The organism is Glaciecola sp. G7-5 (assembly GCF_055808975.1).
Window position 1 is genome coordinate 4,536,618 of the sequence record NZ_CM147892.1, and the last position, 21,280, is coordinate 4,557,897.

The window sequence follows — 21,280 nt, forward strand, 5'->3', positions numbered from 1 at the left end:
TACTTACTTTAGCTTGGTTTGTGTTTGTCGCTGTTGTTGATGGCGATGATGTTGAATTTTTTCAAAAACAAAGAAACTTGACTCTAAACCACTTAAGGTCACTGGAATATCAATTCGGTTATTCTTGATTTGAAATTGAGCTATATCATAAATTTCACCTGTGACCGCATCAAAGCGTTGAGGCTGAGGTTCCCGACCTTGCTGGTTATTGATTCTAAAGCTTGCTTCAATATTAACCGCTTGTTCTGATTGATTCGCGACAAAGTATATATCATGAGTATTACTACTGCGATGACTCCAGATCACTTCCTTTGGAAGACCTAATAAGTCTGGAGAGGTGCCTATTTTGCTAAGCACTTGGGCGAGGTCTCCCTGATCGTCCGCGGTATAGAAAATCAGACCTTTACCGAACGTCGCCTTTGTAACCTGTTCACCATCAATGTTTTGCCATAAAGTATTGGCAAGTTGCTCCACCATTTTATCTGCGTTTTCAAAATCTTCTAAACTAGGTGAACCTTGTGGTTTAGGACCATAAACCGGGCCTCCTTGTTTAACTAATTGTTGTATTTTATTTAGGACCTCTGGACGCATAGTGTCTAAGTTTGGCAATACTAATAATTTGAATGTCATACCGTCGGGTAAATGGTACATGCCATTCTTAAAGGTTAAGCGTTCTAAAATAACTTCAGCATTGATGAAATCGTAAGAGTAACCTGTGGGTAATGCAGGGTTGATTTCCCCCGTCATTTTAGGGGCATCTTCGCCAATAAAATACATAATATCGGCCACATATTTACCCTGTTGCATCATGTAGTTTGCACGTTTTATATAATCAAGCCAGCTTCCCATAAAATCGAACCAAGTATTATTACGGTTAAATTCAGAACCAAACCAAGCGTTTATTCCTGGGAAGCGATCATCATAGGCTTGATGGATATATACATGAAGAAGGGTGTGGTTAATACCTTCAACAAACGACCAATCGCCACGCTTTTTAAAAGTCCACGGATGGTTTTTAAAGCTAGTGTCACGACCTGAGGTAAAAGACTCAGACATTACGGTTTTTTGACCGTAAATATGCGCGGCCGCTGAGGCTGCCTTTAGCTCTATCGCGCCTAAATTACCACTGGCCCAAAATTCACCACTGACAATATCAGCTTGACCACCATACTGTAAAAACTCGCCTGGAAACCCCCAATGGCCATAGTTTTCTAACCATAGTTTCAAACCGTTTTGGTTGGCGCGTTCTCTTAGACCGGCGGTATATTCATAAGCAACACCATCTGCAACTAAACGGCGTACATCCCATAAAAACCGTTCGCTTTGTTCAACACTGTTCACTGCACGGCCACTATAAACGGGTAAAAAGGGGATCGGATCGTAGCCGTAGCGTTGTTCAAATTTTTGTGCAAAATCGTCGCTCCAGTTTTGTGCACCTTTCTCATAACTATCGATCACAGCATATTTTAAGGCGCTACGGTCTTCCGCTGGCATAGTTTCTAGAAATTTGCCGATGTAGGCATCAAAATGGAATTGAGCAATTTCTTTACTGAGTTTATCTATTTCGGGCCCTCGTGCTGGTCCGCTTGATGGACCGTTTTGGGTGCCGGTTGGGCGCATAAAATAGCGCACAATAGTCCAATCGCCAGCAGGTGCATGCCAAATAAGCTGACCGTCTTTCACAAAGTTTGTAATGTCTAACACATTTTTAGCATCAACTAACAGCGCAGGATCATTTACATCTGTTGACATTGGCCATTGATAGCTATCAAATTTAGGCATGGGATTTGGGAATACTTTCGCCAACTTCTTCTCTGCATAACGTTCAAGTTTGTAAGCTTTTGATAAAACAATGTCTTTAAACCCTATCGGTTCATCAGGGTTTTTCTTGCGGCCAAAGTTAAAGCTCTTAAAGCTTAAACGAAAATGTTTCGCATTAACCGCAGGAAAGGTAACGACAATAGGGGCATCATGATCTGGGCCGATCGCCGCCATATTGCGGGGACGTTGCACGTCAAATGTTTTGATGACTTCAAATTCACCCGCTTTATTTTTGGCTGAAAGGATTGCATGGGTCATAAAGCTATTATGCGGATATATTGCTAAAGTGCGCGCTTGAAACGACTCAGAAGGTATTAAGTCAATTTGTAACTGCCCTGCACTTCGTGGCCCTTTACGCTCATGATTTAGCACGTCTTGTGGCAGAATATATGTGGTACTGCGGTCGCCATCAAACAGCGCCTCTACTGCTTGATTTTTTAGTAAAGCATTCGTTATCGGGTTAGTCAGTCTTATTTGGCTATTGGTTGAGGTTAACGTGTCTTTTTCAAAAACAGGTGTTTTAAATGCTAACACGCGCACATCTTGAAAAAAGCTATCCTGTTTTTCTGCAGGGGCGGTCAACGCCATGTTCAGTTGTTGCGGTCCAACAACTTGCTGCTCTGTCGAATCTAAATAACGCATCGATTTATCCAGGGTAACCCAAGGACCACCTGATTGACTCCAACCTGGAGAGTTAAATAAACCAATATCGATGTCATATTCTGCAGCTTTTTTAATGGCAAAGCGCACATGATCCCACCAAGGGTCGGTTAATGCTTTCACATCTCCTTGTTTACCTTGTAAATGAATAATGCCTATGAGTGCGGTGTTAATTCCGGCTTTTTGCATCGCCGCCAAGTCTTTTTCAATACCGGTTTTAGAAATGTTATCGCTGATCCAATACCAGTAAACCCATGGTTTTACTTGCTCGGGCGGTTGTTTGAAATTAGCTTTTAAAATATCGGCAGATGCTTGATAAAAATTTTCAGCTTTTATGCTGTTTTGGGTTTTAGCGTCGGTGTTTTGATCAACAGATTGTTTCACTGTACCTTCGCAAGCACACAGAAGTACCATACTGGCGAGTAAAAGGGGCACGCGACACTGCTTAGTAATGTGCCAAGTAAATAAATTCGGAAAGTGTTTGTTTAAATTATTCATTAAGCGTCTCGTATTTTTTCGATATTGTTAAATGCTATGTAAATTATTTCTAACTAACGTAGTATTTATCTCTATTTTACTGGGTACCCGTCAGTAAGCTTCTTAGACAAACTTTCAACTAACTCTGGTTTAGCAGAGGCCAAATTATTAGTTTCATGTTCATCTTCTAATAAGTTATATAAACGAGGAGCAGCTAATACGCTTTGACGACCAATTTTAAGTACCCTGTCACCGTGGCGTCCTCCTTCACAAATCGATTGAGTATGAGTTACGAATTAAATCCTTAACCCAAGCGTTGTAAATCAGCGACTACCATAGGTCAATATAGGCTAGTAATTTTCATTGCTTGGCTTCAATAATCCAATTACCGCCAACAACTTCAAATTTTAGGTATTTGTCACCTTCACCTACAAATTTAATACCGTTTATTTGGTTTAGTTGCGATCCCAACGAGCCACCTTTGCCCCAAACTAAGTCGCCATTAACACTGACATATTTAATGTCGAAGTACTGTTTTGGAATGCCAACCAATGCCGTAGTTCTAGCCGGTGAATCTAGAGTAATCGTGGTTTGTTTATCATCTCGTTGGATTTCAATATGAATATCACCTTGAACGCTTGGCACTAGCTGTTTTAACACTTTCATATGTGCCATATTCGGCATGATTTGATAGGTTTTCCATGCTACTGACGTTGGCTCGATACCAACAATATGCTTGCTCAATATCGTACTTGGGGCATTCCAAGCATGGTTTTCTGTGCCTTTTCTGACGAAGCGTTCAGCTAATGTTGATAGCTCGGGGTCATCTACTTGCGAACTGTAACGCACTTTCATACGCGCTAGTGCATCTTCATAACGCCCAGCAGTTGCCATGGCGTTGTACACCATCCATTCAAAATGTGGGCTGGCATATTGATTGGGTATTAATACATTATCTACAATTTGCTGATATTGCTCGGACTTAGCTAAACCAAATAAGATGGCGATGGCATTGGCTCGATCATCTTTCAACTTACTTGGGTTGCTGCTATAAAAACCGTCTTGCCAAAATTCAGTTTGATAGGCTTGTTTTAACTCAACAATACGCTGGTTATAGAAAGCTATATGTGTGTCATCGCCAAGGGCTTTAGCCATGTTACGAGCTGCAACCAGTGCACTGTAATATAAGGCATTTTGGATGGCATCGTAATCTACTGTTTCTTGCGGGCCCCAATCGGTCCAGCGCCAGTGACCGCCTCTAAATACAATTAAGCCGTTGTCTTGTTTTTGCCACAAGCTTAAATATTTATGTACATAAGGGTAAGCATATTTCAGCGTTTCTATATCACCGGTATTGTAATAATAGTGCCAAACAGCTTGTTCAATAAATTGCAAACTTTGTGCCGGTAACTCACGAAAACGTCCTGGGCCTAAACCAGCAAATATACCCGATTCAGAATCACTAAAGGCCATGGTAACTTTGATGGCTTTTTTGAGTAAATCACGACCGGGTTTATCCATTGAGTAGAATAAATAGCTGGCTTGGTCGGCAACGTCACCAATCCATAAACCACGTTCACGGTCAGGGGTATCCATAAAGTTGTCACGAGCACAAATGTACATAGTGTTTTCTGACATTTGCCATATGCGCGTATACCAATCATCGTCAGACTCAAAGTGCCCTGGTGTTTTACCTACGCCAGTCCAACGATACTTCAATGCATGAACAGTCACACCTTTTGGTATGGTGTATTCAATAATTCTGCCGTTCGTCCATGAATAAGACTCAAACTGCTGGCGACCTGCTTTACTTGTATAAAAGGTATCAATGGTACTTCGGCTCATATTCGACTTCACATGAATTTTTTGCCCTGCTTGAGCTTCAATATCAAAATACGGTGTGTAGTTTTTATTGAAGTCTAGTTTGCATTGTATTTTTTTGCCGTTACTAACAAAAGGGAATTTTGAATCTGGGTAGTTGGTACAATTAGCTAAACCGTAACTAATTAATGTTGGGATTTCACTAGGAAATAATTGATAAAAAGGTGCCCGTGGCGGACGGTGCATGCTCGTAGCAGGTTTCCATGCTGAGTCATCGTATCCTGGTAAATACCATGCTTGATTTGTCCAGTCGTGCATATCTTTACGAGCGTCGTAATTTACACTCCATGCGGCAATACGTCTGTGTTTTTCTTTCTTGACCGGCTGATAAGCCATGTGCTCTTTGGCTTTCCAAGAAGCATCAGAAACAATAGTTTGATTCCCCACTTTGGCTTGAAAAATAAATCCCGCGACTCGTGCAGAAATATGCGTGCCTTTGTCTCCATTGGCACCGTAATACCAGCCCAAGGCGGCAATGGTGTTTTTGCCGGGTTTTAAATATTTTTTGATATCTACTTGGTCATAATATTTGTTAGACGCAATAGGAAAACCGTCTACTCGAGGCGAGGCTTTGACGGGGGAAGGACCACCAGTATAACTACCTTCAAAGACCACCATTTCGCCATTTATCCATAACCAATATTTCGTATCAGCACTAATATAAGCGGTAATGTTTTGTTGACTATCATCGATATTAGCCTGACTAATATCGATTTCTTTTCTCAATGCGACCCAAGTATTAGGAATACCAATCTTTTGAGGTGTCCAAATCCATTCTGCGGTCCAATTGACCGCGTTAGCTTTAAAGGCAAACAAGCAAAAAAAACTGGGGATTAACCAGAGTAATGTATTTCGTTTGGTCATGTGGCTTCCTAATAACTATTCCTATTTTGCGTTGATTTTTTTGCTATAGGTAAAAATTTACAATCTATAAAGTATTAGCCACGAACAAGATGGATTGATACCCCTATATATTAATTTTCTTTGAAATAGTTAGAATCAAATTACTTAATTATTTTTTCGGGCAAGCCTGTTAAGTGCCCAAGCTCAATAGAAGAATACGCAGGTAACGTCAGTTTAATCATTTTTGGCAAGGATTTGGCGCTTGGGGGAGACCAAAGTAATTATCTCCTTGTTGAATATTGTTGAAGTGCTCCTGCAATATGAATGGGGGTAGAGAAAAATCGTAAAAGGCGACTTCATCAATTACTCCTGAAAAGGCTTCAAGCTCCCAACGAGTATATACGGGGTTGTTTCCTATAGCCGCTTTACCCGAGCCACCACTCAAAAATTTTGAACCCGGTGGATATTGATAAGTGGCAAGTTGTTGGCCATCGATATAGATGGCTTTTAAACCCGTTCTGACATTGTAAGTTGCTACAACATGATGAAAGTTTCCTGTTTTTAGTTGCGCTAATGTAGGACGGCCGTTAAGTCCATCAAGAGGCAGCTTTAGTTCTTGGTAGCCATGCCCAAATACGAATAAACCAAAACCAATACTTTCTCCAAACTTACCATCGGGCATAAGGTAATCTTTAACATTATTTATGTCATTCTGAAAGCTGAGTAATATCCGCAGTTCTTTACCTAATCCAGCTTCACCTTTACGGAATACTTCATCTATTTCACCGGGTTCACCTGAATACTTGGGGCGAATTAGTGCTTCTATAGTTACACCATCGGTAGCTGAAAAAGAGCCGGTAGCTGGCGCGGTCCCCCCGCCTGAGCCTACATCTATGCGTGCATTGGCGCTGTTGTCAAATGTAAACGCACCTTGTCCTAGCAAACCGGTTGTTCGAATTGCTCCTGACGCTGGAATGCCTGTGGCACTCCCAACGGAGTCAATCGCGCGATCACTTTGCCCATCAAATGTCCAAAAATGTTTAGGTTGCCAGCGGCTTGGTACCAACTGGGTGTTTTCGCCACTATCGATGATAGGACTACTTTTTAATAAATTTATTGAAACTTCGCTACCATTTGAATGCAACGTAAAATTTGGCCCATGAACAATGATGTTATTTTTTGATTTGGGCTCTATACTCATTTTTCCTTGTGTTAGTAACATTTCGTTGTTATTAAAAAATCTAATATTGCTATAAGCGACTAAGTGCAATATATCGCCGTCGACAAGCACTAAAGTGGTATCGTGAACAGTTTGGTATTCTCCCGAAAATATTCGACGAGCGTCTATCCTACCCTGGTTAATAATAGATAATTGTCCTTTTTCTATTTCAGCAATGATAGACACGGTGCTTTGATTAAACTGCTGCCAAATTAACAGGGACAATAACACTGTGGCGATTAGTATCAGCCATAATTTATACTTAACAATTAACGGTATATTTTTCGTATTTTCATGTTTTATTTCAGACGAATTTTTTAATCCAGCCTTTGTTATTTCTTGATAATTATCTATATTACTAATTGTTTGAGAGCTGTCTTTTCGGCGAACCACAAATTCTTCTGTGATGGCTGTTTCAGTTTTTCGTTTGTAAAAAAATTCTAAGTTACTGACAGCAGGTGCGAGTAACTGGATGTGCATGCCCATGTAATCGTAGAAAAAACGTTGGGCTTCAATATTTCCTTTTAGTAACACCCCAAGTTGCATTTTTTGTTCTGTTGTCGCTGTGTTTGTTCCTATTGCGTCAGCGATATCACGTATAGCGGCAAATTTTTCACTTCTGATCATTTTTCATTTCCGCTAATTTTATGTTCTACACAATCAAATAATTTTTTTCTTAATTTGTGTATGGACTTGCGTATAGCATAAACAGAGCGACCCGATTTTATAGCAATATCTTGCGCCATTAAATTGTGGGAATAAAAAGAATGATATATTTCCTGCATCGGAGGGGAGAGTAATGTACGGCAATGTTCTAGGTAGCGAAATTTTAACTCTTGTGAAACTATGCCTTCTTCAATTACTGAAAGGTTATCACTAAACTCTTGTAATAAGTCATCGTCTAAACCCAATTGATACTTATTTTGATTGCGTCGAAATACCCGAATGCGATTAAATGCAATGCAAGTTGCCCACTTTGAAAAATCACTCCCTGGTATAAATTTAGAAAACTCATTCCATAAGGTTAAGCTGGTTTCTTGAAAAATATCATCTGCAGCTGCGGTATCCCAAACAGATGCGTAAATATAACGATAGAGTCGATTTTTATCGTCTTCAAATAACTGTTCAAATTCCTCAGTACTAATTAGGTCATAGGAGGACTTTTTAGCTAATTGATTTTTTATATGATTCTTACGTAAAGACAAGCTGAGACCCCTAAAACATCTAATGTACACAAATGCTCGACAGTTTAGTGGCTAAGTACATTATTTAATCATCAGAAGATATACTAGCGAACTTCTTATCCCACGAACAAGTTCTATCAAAGCAGTTCATTTCCGATCATTCTGAGTATAAGAAAAATTAAAGCTTTATACCACCTTTTGTCGCAGCTGGCGTTTATAGCGGCTGGATATTCTTTTTGAAGATGATTTAGGAATTATTGCTAATGGTGTAGTTTTCGTTCTTCATAGGTTACACGCATAAAAAAAGCCTCTTAAAAGAGGCCATTTTTCAATTATCTACGCTCAAATTAATAGCTAGAGCGCGTTTCTTTTGCGATTATATGCCATAGCAAATAAGCCCAAAGCAAATATTGCCGCAACTGAGGGAGCTGACACTGCAGTCACATTCGCTGAAATTGAGTATTCTCTAGCGCCACCTGTAGCAAAGGCAATAGTATCGCCAACATCAACGTGAGCGCCTTCATACTTCCAGTTAACCGTGTCGGATGTAGAGCTAAAATCAATGACGCCTTGTCCGTTACCAAACCACCATCCAATAACGTCGCCAGCTTGAACTTCAATTTGATCGATCGTAGGAACAGCTAAGTTGACCGCACCAAGGGCTCCTGCGCCTGCGAAGTAGTTTTCACCTATAAGTAGATACTCGTTGGGCGTGCCAGTGGTGCGTAATACTTGCAATGAAAACTCTGAAGCACTTCTGCCTGACCAAATGTCCCAAGAATTAATTACGCCATCCACGGTAATTACCAAAGTATTGTCAACAAAATTAATGTTAGAAGCGGTATCGACATAGGTTCTATCGATAACATCGTTCCCAATAATAGTTGCGTTTGCTTGCAAACACACACCACACAATACTAGACCCGTGAATACTGCTTTCATAAATTTATTTTTCATTTCTTGTTCCTTTCAACGCTCTCCATAAATTTATGGAGCGCTACTACAAAAAGTTAACCCGCCTGACTTACTGAGCATTTAGCACTTTTTGGGCCAAGTTTAATAATACCAATAGTTTCATAAACTTAACCCATCAACTAAGAAATGTAGGAGACCTAATGTAAATTTCTGCGACACCCCACAAACAATACAATGGTGGATTTAATTAATTTGAAACGAAAAGGAGTAATTCCAAGCCCACCTTGCTAAAGTGTGCGATTTGAACTTGTGTACTATGCAGGGAGTAGAGATTAAATACAGCGCCGATCGAAGCTATTCTGATATTTTCGACATGATTTTTTCGAGTTCTGATACTCCCTGATTAACTTCACTAATACCTGAAGCTACAGAACTAATGTGCTGGACACTGCTGCTTGATAAATCATTGACGATATTCATTTTGTCGCGCAGTTGTTCAATGAACTTGCTATTGGTGTTAACCACTTCAGAGATTTCTGTTGAAGACGCTGCTGTTTGCCCAGCAAGTTTACGTACCTCATCTGCCACAACGGCAAATCCTCTACCTACATCACCTGCTCGCGCGGCTTCGATAGCAGCATTAAGTGCTAACAAATTAGTTTGATCTGCAACTGCTCGAATGGCCTCAACAATACTAAAAATCAAGGTTGATTGTTCTTTTAGTTGCTGACTAAGCGTTACCGCCGCGCTTATTTCAGTTGCTGCTTTTTTAGAGACTTCTACCGCTTCATTTAGGGCCTGATTGGCTGTTTTTGCAATTTGAGATGTTTGTTCTGAGGTAGCAGCCGCACTTTCTCTTGCTACTTGAGAGCGAGTGACTTGCTGTGTTATGTCTGAGGCAAATTTAACAACTTTATAAACTTTTCCAGTTTCATCAATCACTGGGCTATATGTCGCTTCCAACCATATGCTTTTGCCACTTGAATCTTTACGCTCGAAGCGACCTGAAAAACTTTCACCTTGGCCTAGTTTTTTCCAAAAGTCCGGATAATCTTGATAAAACTTGTCGAAACAAAACATCTTATGATGTTTATTTATGATGTCTTCGCTTGTATAGCCCGTTACCGATAAAAAATTACCATTGGCTTCTAGTACTTTACCACTGGGCGTAAATTTTATTACTGCCATATAATTTTCAAGAGCGGAAATTAACGCTTCTTTATCGGCGTCTTCTTCATGTATTTTTGTAACGTCAGTAGAGATCTTGATGATCTTTACGACTTTTCCGCTTTCATCTTCCACTGGAAAATGCTTTGCTTCAAGCCACAGCTTTTGTCCTGTCGCGGTAATTCTAGGAAAGCAACCATGCTTGACGGTACCTGCCGACAAGTCCTTCCAAAAATGTTGATAATCTTTAGATTGTAAATAGGACTCCTCACACAAAATTGAGTGATGTTTTCCTTGAATTTGTTTTACGTCATATCTGAATAATTCCAAATAGGCTTCGTTGGCGTCAACAATAGTGCCATCTGGGCTGAAAACAGCAAAAGGTACTGATTTTCTTATCGCCTCTAGAGTCAGTTCCAAACCTTTTGCTTGAGCTTTGTAAGATGCTAATTCATCAGCCTGCGTTTGAGTAGAACTACTTTTGAATGAAAACAATGACATTTTGCTCACTTTACGAAATTTAACTTATGATTCTTTTTATCGACAGAAAGTGAGAACTAATTAAATAAAAAGGAGAGTTTTTGGACATGTACAAACTGGAACCTTATTTTTTGGAAGACGTTTAATACGCTAAATGAGACACTTTCACCGTAGCTAAATTCTTTATCGGTAAATGGCAAATATTCCATATGTAGCTAACTTAATTTACTACTTACATTTTTAGTCAGTCAGCCGTTAAATTAATTTAGAAAGCAATTTAAAGATCGGCTAAAAGATTATTATAAAGTGATATTTGACATCCCCGAAACAAGCTTGCTCCTGCAAGGTGAACACTCCATATTTATGGTGACGTTATCTGTTGGTATTGCGATATTCGCATCCATCATGGCGTTCAATGTATCGACACTAGCGTCTGCGAGTGTCTCAAACTCGCGCAAACAATTATCGATATTTAGCGGCAGTATAGCGCTAGGTGGTGGTATTTGGTCGATGCATTTTATTGGCATGCTCGCCTTCGAACTTTGCACTAACGTAACTTTTAGTTGGCAATATACGCTCGTTTCACTTGCTCCTGCAATTGGTGCATCCTGGATTGCCTTACAATTTTTAATACGACAACAATTTACTATTAAACAGTTGTTAATTAGTGGCGTATCAGTGGGCTCAGGTATTGGTGCCATGCATTATATTGGTATGGCAGGTATGGAGATGGCTCCGCTTTTACGCTATGACCTTAGTATTTTCTTACTATCGATTGTTGTTGCGGTGTTTTTCTCATGTATTTCATTGTGGTTCAAATTTGGCCTGCAAAAATCTCAACTGCTAAAAGGGGTAAGTAGTAAAATAAACCTTATTGCTGGCACCGTTATGGGAATTGCGATTTCAAGTATGCACTATACAGGTATGGCTGCCGCCCGATTTGTATTACCACCAGGCTTTGAAAAAAGCGCTCAACCAGACGAAATGTCTACATACCTTGCACTTGCGATAACCGGTATTACACTTATCTCAAGTTTAATTGTTTTAGCAACAACGCTTATCTTTAAATATAAGGATATTTCGGCGACAGCGCTAAAAAACGAAAAACGCTTATCAGCCACTATTAACACTGCAATTGATGGCATTATTACCATAGATGCGAATGGCATAATTATTAGTGCAAATAACGCATTAGAATCTATGCTTGGTTGGACTGAAAGCGACCTACTAAATAAAAACGTAAAAATAATAATACCAGCCGAAATACACTCACATCACGACGATTATTTGAAAAAATACTTTGTCAGAGATAACAAAAATAAATTCAGTGTTGGTCGTAAGCTTGAATTAGTTGCTAAGTCAGGCGAGAGAATTCCAGTAAGCCTTACCATAGGTCATGTAGAGCTAGAAAATGAAGAATTAGTCGTTGGTTATTTAACTGACTTACGTGAACAGTTAAAAATGCAAGAAGCCATTAAAGAGAGTGAGTTAAAATTTCGCTCTTTGGCCTCTAACATTCCAGGTATTACCTATCGCTGTGTAGCTAAAGATGATCATCCCATGCTATTTGTGAGTGACGAAATCGAAAAAGTAACAGGCTATCCTGCCGCTGATTTTTTAGCGCCACGCTTTGAGCAAAACTTTTCAAACTTTATATTAGAAGAAGACCTCGCGCATATTTTACCTATTGTGAATTCGAGCGAAGATGCATTTGTTATTGAATATCGACTTCGCGACCGACATGGCGAAATAAAATGGATGCTTGGATATGGACGAAAAGTCAATAGTGACAACAAAAAGGACAGTTACATCGATGGTATTATTATGGATATTACGCCGCGTAAAAAAATGGAAGAAGCGCTACTAATAGAAAAGAACAAAGCGCAACAAGCGGCAGAAGCAAGAGCTGCTTTTATGGCTAATATGAGTCACGAAATTCGTACACCAATGAATGCCATTATAGGCTTTAGTGACATTTTGCTAGAAGAAGACTTGCCTCGCGAACAGGCGAAATATGTTACAACTATTCATGATTCAGCTAAATCTCTACTGTATATACTCAATGATATCTTAGATTCGGCGAAAATGGACAAAGGCGAGTTGGCCATTGAATTACGTGACTTTTCGGTGATAGAAATTGTTGACTCGGTCATTTCGACCTTAGGCTTGCAAGCGCATAAAAAAGGCATAGACCTTGTTTTAAAAGTGGATCCCAATATTCCAGTTTGGGTCGAAGGCGCGCCAGAAAGACTGCGGCAAATCCTTATGAATATTATTGGTAATGCAGTTAAATTCACTCATCAAGGCAGTGTCCGCATTACAGTTACACCAGCAACAACAAAAGATAGCATCAAATTTGAAATAGAAGACGATGGTATAGGTATGAGCGAAGAACAACTAAGCAACGTTTTTCAACCTTTTGTTCAAGCTGATGCATCTATGAGTAGAAAATACGGCGGCACTGGTCTTGGGACTACTATCGCAAAGCAACTCATCGAGCTGATGAATGGTGAAATAAGCGTAATAAGTGAGCTTAACAAAGGCACTTGTTTTACCATTGTTTTACCTCTCCTGAAAAAGAATTAAACGAAAGTGACAACGCCAAAAAAGCAAATGAACAGTTAAGTAAAAATTTGTCAATTTTGGTAGCCGACGATGTAAAACAAAACCTTGATTTATTGTCTCTCATTTTACAGCGCGCCAGCCACCAAGTAACGTGCGTTAAAAATGGCGAAGAAGCGTATAACGAAGTATTTAAACAGCATTACGACATTGTGCTAATGGATGTACAAATGCCTGTCTTAGATGGACTCAGTGCGTCACGTAAAATAAGAGAAACAGAACGTCAACAAGAACTCCAACGCACGCCTATAATTGCGTTGACAGCGAGCGTGCTAGAAAACGACAAGCTAGCCGCTAGACAATCTGGCATGGATGGCTTTACTCACAAACCGATTATTCCAGATGTACTTTTTGCAGAAATAGAAAGAGTGTTGATAAAGAGCAAGGCAATAGAAGAACAATCAACCACTGCGACTAACGATGTAAACCCGTCAACATCCGCTAACTCAAGCACTATTAATTATCAACGAGGAATGTCTTTGTGGGGCGACAAAGAGACCCTAATAAGTGAAATTAAGCGCTTTTTAGAAACAATGAATTTAGACGCCATTTATGAAGCTATGCACGCCAATGAAGCTCCTAGCCAAAAAATGAAAGACGAATTGCATCGTATAAAAGGTGTAGCAGGTAATTTAGGTTTAGACACTTTGTTTAAACAAATTAATGACCTTGAGTCGAGTATTGCTAAAAATAGTGTTTTTGATGCCGTTCATGCTGAGGTTTTAGCTCAGAACGTAGCTGATATTCGAGCAGAGCTAGTAGTATCTGATAAACAACCTACACAAGATCTCAAAAAAGACAGTATAGAAGTTGAAATTACCGAATTTGTAAAACACTTGAGCCTACTGTTAAACGATATAAACCATAATGCTTTGGAAGATGATGTGGTTGACAAGGTTGTCGAAATTACACCAGAGCAATTTAGCTTTGAAACTCAAGCAATTATAGACCTATGTAACGATTTTGAGTTTGCGCAAGCAAGCAAAGCAATTTCCGAACTGCTCAATAAAATTGAAAACCTTTAACCAAGATTAATACTTATGTTAACTAATAAAAAAGCAAAAATTCTCATTGTAGATGACGAACCTGTAAATCTTCGTGTTTTGAAAAAGACCTTGAACGAAATTTATCAATTGTACTTCGCAAAGTCAGGTATGGATGCGCTCGATATTGTTGAAAAAGAAAAGCCTGATTTGATTTTGCTAGACGTTATGATGCCCAAGATGACAGGGTTTGATGTGTGCAAAATATTAAAGTCGGACATTGCTACAAAAAAATACCGGTGATATTTGTGACGGCATTAAATGATTCTGTAGACGAAGCACATGGCTTTGAGTGCGGCGCCTTAGACTATATCGCCAAACCGTTTTCAGCCGCTGTCGTCAAAGCTAGGATTAAAACCCATTTATCCTTAGTGCAGTCAGACGAGCTTCGCAGAACTCGCATGCAAGTTATTCAGCGCTTGGGACGCGCATCGGAATATAAAGATAACGAAACCGGTATGCACATTATGCGCATGAGTCATTATTCCAAAATCATTGCCTTAGAATATGGGTTTTCAACTGAATCTGCAGAGAACCTATTTAATGCTGCGCCTATGCACGATATTGGAAAAATAGGGATACCCGATCACATTATGCTGAAGCCGGGCAAACTGACGAAAGAAGAATTTGACGTAATGAAAAAACACCCTGAGATTGGCGTAGAGATACTGGGTGACGCAGATTCAGACTTACTTGAATTGGCAAAGGTTGTGTCGTTAACACATCATGAAAAATGGGATGGCTCGGGCTATCCTAAAGGTCTAAAAGGTGAGGATATACCTATCGCCGGCAGAATTGTTGCGATAGCCGACGTGTTTGATGCACTCACGAGTAAGCGCCCTTATAAAGAGCCATGGACAGTAGAAGACACTTTAGCGTATATGCATGAACAAAAAGAAAAGCACTTTGACCCAGCACTAATTGACGCTCTAGACCGCTGCATTGACGAAATACTATCGATCAAAGAAATGTATATTGATGTGGATCAGTAAAGCAATGGCTCAGACTCTGATCCTTAGATTCTTCTAATCATGATGCATAGTAGGTGACAATGCATCTAAGAAAAATGAGCTCTTTTGTGGGAGCGCTAAATCACTGCGGTAATTATTTGCATATTGTAAAATAACACGTTGTTTAATCTCTTTCCCAAGCACTCTAGTAATATTTATATGACCATCATTTTCAGACATCGCGTCTATGTCAAAGCTGAGGCTGTGTAAAGAAGATGGCATGTTGGTAATTGCGAAAACAAATTGGCTTTGGTGGTCGTCAAGTTCAGCGCGAATTGCTTTAAAGCTCAAATTAATGCTTCTATTGGCAACAACTTTGCTATGTTCTCGTAAATAATCATTAGCTATTTTTACGTTGTACTCGCCGGTGTTTGTCCATAAAACGCCCTCTTCATAATTTTTAATCAAAGCTAGATGCAATCCACCTAAAGGTACGTTGACAGTAAGTGACCATTCGCCACTGTTATCTTGCTTAAACTCATATGTCGCTATAGCTGAACTATGGGCTTGCGCTACATTTAATAGAGCCGATAAAAATAGGCCTATGATTATGATGTAATTTTGCATACCGCCCTACTCCTAACGAAATGACGGTGATGTTCTGGTGCTAACTGCAGCCCCGGTGATACAAGGAGGTAAACTTGGTGCATCGAGTGAAGCGTGATAATGATAAACACCATTTGGATACTCAGTTGTGACGCCAGTATGTCCATTGCATTCGTCTAAATCTGCGGGGACGACTACAGCGCCGGCGATTAGATCTTGGTATGCATATATGGGGTAGCCATCACGCGCGAATCCAGTCAATGCTGTATTGTCTTGCGTAATATATACGCTGCAGTTCGCTTGGTCATTTGTGCCTTGTTCTTCATGCATTAGGTCTGCAGATTCAGGTACCGCATGCCAATGATAGTAACCAGCAGGATCATGGTGTCCTCCACAATGATCGATTGAAGGAATATTGCCTCCGCGCCCAACAACAGAGGGAGGATTTCCTGTGATTGGCACGCCATCAAGTGATAAGCCAATATGTTCGACTTCGCCGAGGGTCGCTGGCATAGTTAGGTTAACCGGACTCACTGGAATTGTATAAGTAACAGTTAATGCATCGTCAGCACTGGCGTTTAAACAATATGAATTACAATTATTGCCTATAGTTCCGTTATTACTCCCTGGGTCTTGAATACAGATAATGCCTGCTGATTCATCAATAATGTCATATCCATCGATTGCCATGTTGTCCCATAGGGTTTGTGTCAAATTTTGAAAACCTGGGCCTGAAGCACCGTCGTATATGCCAACGCCCCCATCTGTACTAGTGTATGACGAAGGACAAAACGGGCCAGCCTCGTCGTCAATTGGTTCGCCATCACCGCTACCATCTCTTATTTCATTGACATTAAACACGAGTTCATAGCATGAGGTTTGTGTATTATTCGATAAAGTACAATCAACCGTTGAATAAGATGAAATGTTACGAAATAGTGATACGTCAAGCACTCCATCAGTAGATATCACCTCTTCTTCCTGAACGTCCTCAGCCGCTGTATAGTCTGAACTACCCCCGCATCCATGAAGTAATGCTAATAAAGACAATAGGCCGACACTATTTAGAGTATTAAACATTTTTTTACGCATCCCACTTCCCAACAAAATGACCAAGAGAAGATATTGTTGCACAGCTTAGAATTTGAAAAGTGCAGAAAGAGAGGAGAAAAAGAGGAAAAATAGCGGATTAAAAAAATGAAACTGTAGACTTGCTAGATTTCGCTAGGCACTCTTAACAGTTGCAATGTAACTTCAAATAGAACAACAGTAACAAGAAGAACGGTTTAATATTTTTATATTTCCGACAACAAAAATATTGCTAGAGGTTGGCTTATTACAAACATCAATATCAAGGCGCTCAGCCGCAGGTTTCGGCTGAGCTTGCCATGGATACGATATTTTCTAAAACTCACATTTGGATAGATATTTCTCAGAATTGAATGAAGTTGTGAATGTACCAAGTTACTGACGATACCCTGCTCAATGAATAATTTTTCACTTTCTTTATCTTCTTGTGGCAGCACCACATTTCCAGCTTTGTCAAAGCTCATAAAAAAAGTTGCTTTATCTAAGCGTGGTAATTTTAAATCAAAATTTTGTTCAAAAACTTTTTTAAAGGTCGACAAAAATACTGACCTAATGTGGTTGTAATCTTCAACGTCTTTGGGGGAACACAAAAACATTGGAAAAAGAGAATAAGTCTATCAATAGAAAAATGCTTTTGTATTTGTTCAATTTCCCATTTGATGCTAGTGGAGTCGCCGACTTGAAGAACAATAATATTTGCTTTTTTAATGAGTTTTTTAACTTCTGTTTGCCAGTCGTCAGCTTGAAGTTTATCTCTGTATGCTCCGCCAAGATTATTACCTGTAAAGTCACTCTTTTTATTTGGTTCAGATATAGAGATAAATGGACCAATGGCGTTCAGGGGTAACAACAATTCTTCGCAGCGATATTCTCTGCTACCGCTCACATTATGATTTGTATCTTCTTTATCGCTGAAGGATACACTGTCAGATTTAAATGGCCTTAGGTATAAAATAGGCTCGCGAGGATCTTTTGCTAAGACTTCCGAATTTGAAGGTGAAAGCACAGATTCGGAATATATATAGAAGCTACTTAAGATGCCGAATAACACCAGAAAAACGATTAACGCAATAAGCCTATCATTACCGAATAATAATTCCAACATTGCCATCGAAAATGGAATAATTAGTACACCAACAAGAAAAAAGCAGACCCAAGCTATAAGTTTTTGCTGCTTTCTTGACATCGTTTTTTTCATTTTGAATTATGCTCATAAGTCTTGGTAATCATGCAACTAGACCAATGACTATTTACTTTGGAAATCATTTTTTTAATCTTTAATACAAATACTGCGTATTCACTTTGATGCCTATCTGCGCGAGTTAAGAACAAAAATTTACAAACTTCAAGGGTTTGCGGGTCGCATGCTACCTATCTATCTTTCGATAAGCAATTCGATTACCCGAGAACGAGCCAAACCACAATTCATCATTGAGCTCCAATACCATAGTTACATTACTAAACTGTTGTTGCGCGTCAGAGCTAGCAATCGTCGTCATTTTCATGGTTTCGGGTTCAATTGAGATCGCTATGAAAGAACGAGGACAACTGGCTAATTCCATGAAGTCAAATTGCTCATTTAATTTAACTAGACCACAGTTTTCATCATCGATTTTCATGCCCGCAGTCAATAGCTTTCCCGATTTCCCCAATCGAATATTATCAGGCACAAAATTCAAAAGACCCGTGCTGCGCAATAACTTTGCAGGATTGCTATTTGAAAAGGTCATAATCTTAATTTCACCAGATGACGCAATGTAAAACTCAGAACCATCCTCAGATGTTTCAATGCCATTTGCATAAGCCATTTCTGTGCCCTCAACAAGCGTAAAACCCTCATCACCAGGCGACCAACGATAAACTGCGCCAGTAGGTACTCCCTTGAAAAGATCATTGATGCTAAAGCCAATCAAGGGAATGGTGACTAGTAAGCTACCGTCGTCTAATGATGCCACACTGTTGGCTTCAAGCCCGTCAGGAGTTGGTACACAACCAATCCACACTATATCCGGTATGTTAGAGCGGGTATCTATTTCAAACACTTCTATTGCTTCGCGCTCACCATGCCCAACCACATATAGCGTCGATATACTATCGCTGGTCTGGCGAATATTGAGGCCATGAGCCGTAAAGTTATTCGGATCGGGAGTGCCTGGACAAGCGCCATAATCTTCCATGTTGTGCTTAGCTTTAGGCTCTTTGGAAGGATACAAATCCTGCAAAGACTTAGTTTTCGTATTGATTGCATACAAAGCTACATTACCAGCAAAACCACTGCTTATGACCCAATCAGAATTAGGAATAGTGACTAAATCTTCAGGGCTATTTAGCCCACAGATATAAGAATAGTCGCCGTGTTTTTTGCAAGTATCGTCGTTTGCCCAAACAGGCAAATAACTTGATAAGAACAAAATTAACAAAACTATCAGTTTAGAGCGGGTATAGTTAACTAGGATAATTCGCATAATGTTAATTCAAAAGAAGTATATAAAACTAAGAGTAGTACTGCATTTAGCGTTATTCAAATTTATTTTTTTAACCCGAGCTAATTGCTCTCATTACTATTAGGTTGCCATTCATGTTACAAAACAAGCAGTAAAAAAATGCGAATATAATACTTATCATATATGATATGACACGCAAACATGATCCCAGTTGGGAAGCGAAAAGGAATGTTAAAATGCAAAGCAATCCGATAAATAATACCTTACATCAAAGTAGTCAAACAGGGGCCGATAATTACAGTGCTCACTTATTTGAACAGTACAAAATTTATTTGGCCTCTGCTGATACTATTAGCAGCAGACGACAAACCGCAAATAGCTTTTTTGTCACCCTGAATACCGTTATTGTGTCATTAGTTTCGTATCTAAACCTAGGCCATTCTGAATCATCGAACATCTTCTGGATAGTGTCAGTTGCTGGGATTGCAATTTCTTATATGTGGTTTCGTCTTGTGCGTTCGTACCGTGATCTTAACTCTGCTAAATTTAAAGTCATCCACGAAATTGAAAAGAGTCTACCCATATCCCCCTACGATGCAGAATGGGAAGCGGTAGGCAGGGGCAAGGATAACGATCTCTATTTACCATTCACGCATATAGAAATGTATGTGCCAATGGTTTTTATCGCGCTGCATTCGTTTGTACTAGTATCGAGTTTTGTTGATATAGGGACCCGCGGTGGCGGTGTTTAGCGTATTGTTAGCTTGGGGCTGCGGATCATTACTATACCAAGCCAAACAATATGATTTGAGTAAAGTCAGGACCAAAGGGATCCCTCAGGGTCGATTCGTCAGGGTCAGAGTCCTTGTTTAAATAAACCAACTTGTCAGGTTTAAGCGAGTCAAGTTAACTAGCCTAATTCTCATACTACATCAAACTCCCTGCATCCAACGTAGCAAGTAAGCGTAGTTTTGGATTTCCTTTAATATCAACTACATAGTCGCAGGCAGATTCTATGCCTGCTGTGTATTGAAGTTTCTCCGCAGAAGATAAATTTGACACCTCTGTAATCACTAATTCATTCCACTCTAGAGTGGCGGGTGTTAATCCATTTTTGCTAGCTTTAAAAAATATTTGCTTTACGTCATCATCTTTTCGTTTTGTTTCTGAAACGTCAAATGAAACCGTGCCCATCGGGAGAACCAATATTGCAGTATCTGCATCTCTTATAATTAGTGTAAAAAAATTTTCAGATGGATTTGCACTTACCACATTCCCAGTGAACTGAACAAAATCACTCAACGCTCTTTTTGCAGGCGGCTGGGCGACTGACGCCTTGGGTACCGACATCGATAAAACTTCTGTATTAGGAATTAATGTGCTTGGGTTAATAGCTGTTTCGACATTCCAAGATTGCCATGGCACAATTTGATAATTACCATTTACTTCCAAAGGTTGTATATAAGTATAGCCATTTTCTTGAGTTGTATTTAATTCTACAACAAATCCTTTTGTACTCCCATCCATCCAAAGGACAGCGGTAATCTGGCTGCCATCCACTTCCGATATCATAAAGTTATCAGCTCTAATAATTTGTATTTCAATAGTGCTAGACGAAATAGCATTCGCCTTAGCAAAAGAAGGCGCAAACAGCGACTTTAGTTCTGGACTCTTACTTTCTAAACCGTTATTGATTCCATAAAAGAACTTTTTCACTACTTGTGCAGCTGGCGTATTTGTATCCTGCCCGTATCCAAGCGGCGTGTACATGAGGGCGCAAACTAACCAAAATCTAATTTTCATAATCAAATATTTACTTCAAAAAATATGCAGGTGGATTTCTCTTGCTATTACTTATTCTAATCTATACTCCCTGCAC

General features: G+C 39.6%; 15 protein-coding genes and 1 pseudogene. 4 read left to right on the plus strand and 12 right to left on the minus strand.

Annotation, left to right across the window (positions count from 1 at the left end; translation table 11 throughout):
• Positions 1-3: 3 nt before the first annotated feature.
• The 6 genes from AC0L6H_RS19920 to AC0L6H_RS19945 form a co-directional block, all read right to left on the minus strand.
• Positions 4-2,979, minus strand: a complete 2,976-nt coding sequence (locus AC0L6H_RS19920) for a glycosyl hydrolase (protein WP_473391074.1) — start codon at positions 2,977-2,979, stop codon at positions 4-6.
• A 339-nt stretch (positions 2,980-3,318) separates the two neighbouring features.
• Positions 3,319-5,703: an alpha-L-rhamnosidase-related protein gene (locus tag AC0L6H_RS19925; protein WP_473391076.1), complete on the minus strand. Its 2,385-nt coding sequence runs from the start codon at positions 5,701-5,703 to the stop codon at positions 3,319-3,321.
• A 217-nt stretch (positions 5,704-5,920) separates the two neighbouring features.
• Positions 5,921-7,528 (minus strand): LamG-like jellyroll fold domain-containing protein, encoded by a 1,608-nt coding sequence (locus AC0L6H_RS19930; RefSeq protein ID WP_473391077.1) that lies wholly within the window; start codon positions 7,526-7,528, stop codon positions 5,921-5,923.
• On the minus strand, positions 7,525-8,106 hold the full coding sequence (locus AC0L6H_RS19935; protein ID WP_473391079.1) for a sigma-70 family RNA polymerase sigma factor: 582 nt from the start codon (positions 8,104-8,106) through the stop codon (positions 7,525-7,527). Before AC0L6H_RS19935 ends, AC0L6H_RS19930 begins: the two co-directional genes overlap by 4 nt.
• Before the next feature lie 333 nt (positions 8,107-8,439).
• Entirely contained in the window at positions 8,440-9,042 is a 603-nt protein-coding gene (locus AC0L6H_RS19940; RefSeq protein ID WP_473391080.1) for a hypothetical protein, read from the minus strand.
• Positions 9,043-9,354: 312 nt separating this feature from the next.
• Positions 9,355-10,668, minus strand: a complete 1,314-nt coding sequence (locus tag AC0L6H_RS19945) for a methyl-accepting chemotaxis protein (RefSeq protein ID WP_473391081.1) — start codon at positions 10,666-10,668, stop codon at positions 9,355-9,357.
• Positions 10,669-11,010: 342 nt separating this feature from the next.
• Between AC0L6H_RS19945 and AC0L6H_RS19950 the strand changes: the two genes are divergently transcribed.
• From AC0L6H_RS19950 to AC0L6H_RS19960, 3 genes and pseudogenes are all read left to right on the plus strand, one after another.
• Positions 11,011-13,233 (plus strand): MHYT domain-containing protein, encoded by a 2,223-nt coding sequence (locus AC0L6H_RS19950; protein WP_473391082.1) that lies wholly within the window; start codon positions 11,011-11,013, stop codon positions 13,231-13,233.
• Entirely contained in the window at positions 13,194-14,294 is a 1,101-nt protein-coding gene (locus AC0L6H_RS19955; protein WP_473391084.1) for a response regulator, read from the plus strand. Before AC0L6H_RS19950 ends, AC0L6H_RS19955 begins: the two co-directional genes overlap by 40 nt.
• A 15-nt stretch (positions 14,295-14,309) precedes the next feature.
• A pseudogene (locus tag AC0L6H_RS19960) lies at positions 14,310-15,304 on the plus strand (response regulator).
• A 33-nt stretch (positions 15,305-15,337) separates the two neighbouring features.
• Here the strand turns inward: AC0L6H_RS19960 and AC0L6H_RS19965 are convergent.
• The 5 genes from AC0L6H_RS19965 to AC0L6H_RS19985 all read right to left on the minus strand — a co-directional run bounded on the left by AC0L6H_RS19965 (position 15,338) and on the right by AC0L6H_RS19985 (position 19,422).
• Positions 15,338-15,889, minus strand: a complete 552-nt coding sequence (locus tag AC0L6H_RS19965; RefSeq protein WP_473391085.1) for a hypothetical protein — start codon at positions 15,887-15,889, stop codon at positions 15,338-15,340.
• A gap of 12 nt (positions 15,890-15,901) precedes the next feature.
• Positions 15,902-16,960, minus strand: coding sequence for a YHYH protein (locus tag AC0L6H_RS19970; RefSeq protein ID WP_473391086.1), 1,059 nt, complete (start codon positions 16,958-16,960; stop codon positions 15,902-15,904).
• A gap of 203 nt (positions 16,961-17,163) precedes the next feature.
• Positions 17,164-17,421, minus strand: coding sequence for a hypothetical protein (locus AC0L6H_RS19975; protein ID WP_473391087.1), 258 nt, complete (start codon positions 17,419-17,421; stop codon positions 17,164-17,166).
• Between the two features lie 32 nt (positions 17,422-17,453).
• Entirely contained in the window at positions 17,454-18,155 is a 702-nt protein-coding gene (locus tag AC0L6H_RS19980) for a hypothetical protein (RefSeq protein ID WP_473391089.1), read from the minus strand.
• Positions 18,156-18,324: 169 nt separating this feature from the next.
• A complete protein-coding gene (locus AC0L6H_RS19985; RefSeq protein ID WP_473391090.1) occupies positions 18,325-19,422 on the minus strand; it encodes an SMP-30/gluconolactonase/LRE family protein in 1,098 nt (365 codons plus the stop codon).
• Between the two features lie 215 nt (positions 19,423-19,637).
• Here AC0L6H_RS19985 and AC0L6H_RS19990 point away from each other — a divergent pair, with 215 nt between their 5' ends.
• A complete protein-coding gene (locus tag AC0L6H_RS19990; protein ID WP_473391091.1) occupies positions 19,638-20,153 on the plus strand; it encodes a RipA family octameric membrane protein in 516 nt (171 codons plus the stop codon).
• 175 nt (positions 20,154-20,328) lie between these two features.
• Here AC0L6H_RS19990 and AC0L6H_RS19995 read toward each other — a convergent pair whose 3' ends face one another.
• Entirely contained in the window at positions 20,329-21,204 is an 876-nt protein-coding gene (locus AC0L6H_RS19995) for a hypothetical protein (protein WP_473391093.1), read from the minus strand.
• Between the last annotated feature and the right edge of the window lie 76 nt (positions 21,205-21,280).

Excerpts from the sequence above, each read along its gene's own strand:
- AC0L6H_RS19975 (WP_473391087.1), bottom strand. The coding sequence starts at position 17,421 with ATGAGCTTTGACAAAGCTGGAAATGTGGTGCTGCCACAAGAAGATAAA.
- AC0L6H_RS19925 (WP_473391076.1), bottom strand. The coding sequence starts at position 5,703 with ATGACCAAACGAAATACATTACTCTGGTTAATCCCCAGTTTTTTTTGC.
- AC0L6H_RS19995 (WP_473391093.1), bottom strand. The coding sequence starts at position 21,204 with ATGAAAATTAGATTTTGGTTAGTTTGCGCCCTCATGTACACGCCGCTT.
- AC0L6H_RS19990 (WP_473391091.1), top strand. The coding sequence starts at position 19,638 with ATGCAAAGCAATCCGATAAATAATACCTTACATCAAAGTAGTCAAACA.
- AC0L6H_RS19950 (WP_473391082.1), top strand. The coding sequence starts at position 11,011 with ATGGTGACGTTATCTGTTGGTATTGCGATATTCGCATCCATCATGGCG.
- AC0L6H_RS19965 (WP_473391085.1), bottom strand. The coding sequence starts at position 15,889 with ATGCAAAATTACATCATAATCATAGGCCTATTTTTATCGGCTCTATTA.
- AC0L6H_RS19945 (WP_473391081.1), bottom strand. The coding sequence starts at position 10,668 with ATGTCATTGTTTTCATTCAAAAGTAGTTCTACTCAAACGCAGGCTGAT.
- AC0L6H_RS19970 (WP_473391086.1), bottom strand. The coding sequence starts at position 16,960 with ATGCGTAAAAAAATGTTTAATACTCTAAATAGTGTCGGCCTATTGTCT.
- AC0L6H_RS19920 (WP_473391074.1), bottom strand. The coding sequence starts at position 2,979 with ATGAATAATTTAAACAAACACTTTCCGAATTTATTTACTTGGCACATT.
- AC0L6H_RS19985 (WP_473391090.1), bottom strand. The coding sequence starts at position 19,422 with ATGCGAATTATCCTAGTTAACTATACCCGCTCTAAACTGATAGTTTTG.
- AC0L6H_RS19930 (WP_473391077.1), bottom strand. The coding sequence starts at position 7,528 with ATGATCAGAAGTGAAAAATTTGCCGCTATACGTGATATCGCTGACGCA.
- AC0L6H_RS19940 (WP_473391080.1), bottom strand. The coding sequence starts at position 9,042 with ATGAAAAATAAATTTATGAAAGCAGTATTCACGGGTCTAGTATTGTGT.
- AC0L6H_RS19980 (WP_473391089.1), bottom strand. The coding sequence starts at position 18,155 with ATGAAAAAAACGATGTCAAGAAAGCAGCAAAAACTTATAGCTTGGGTC.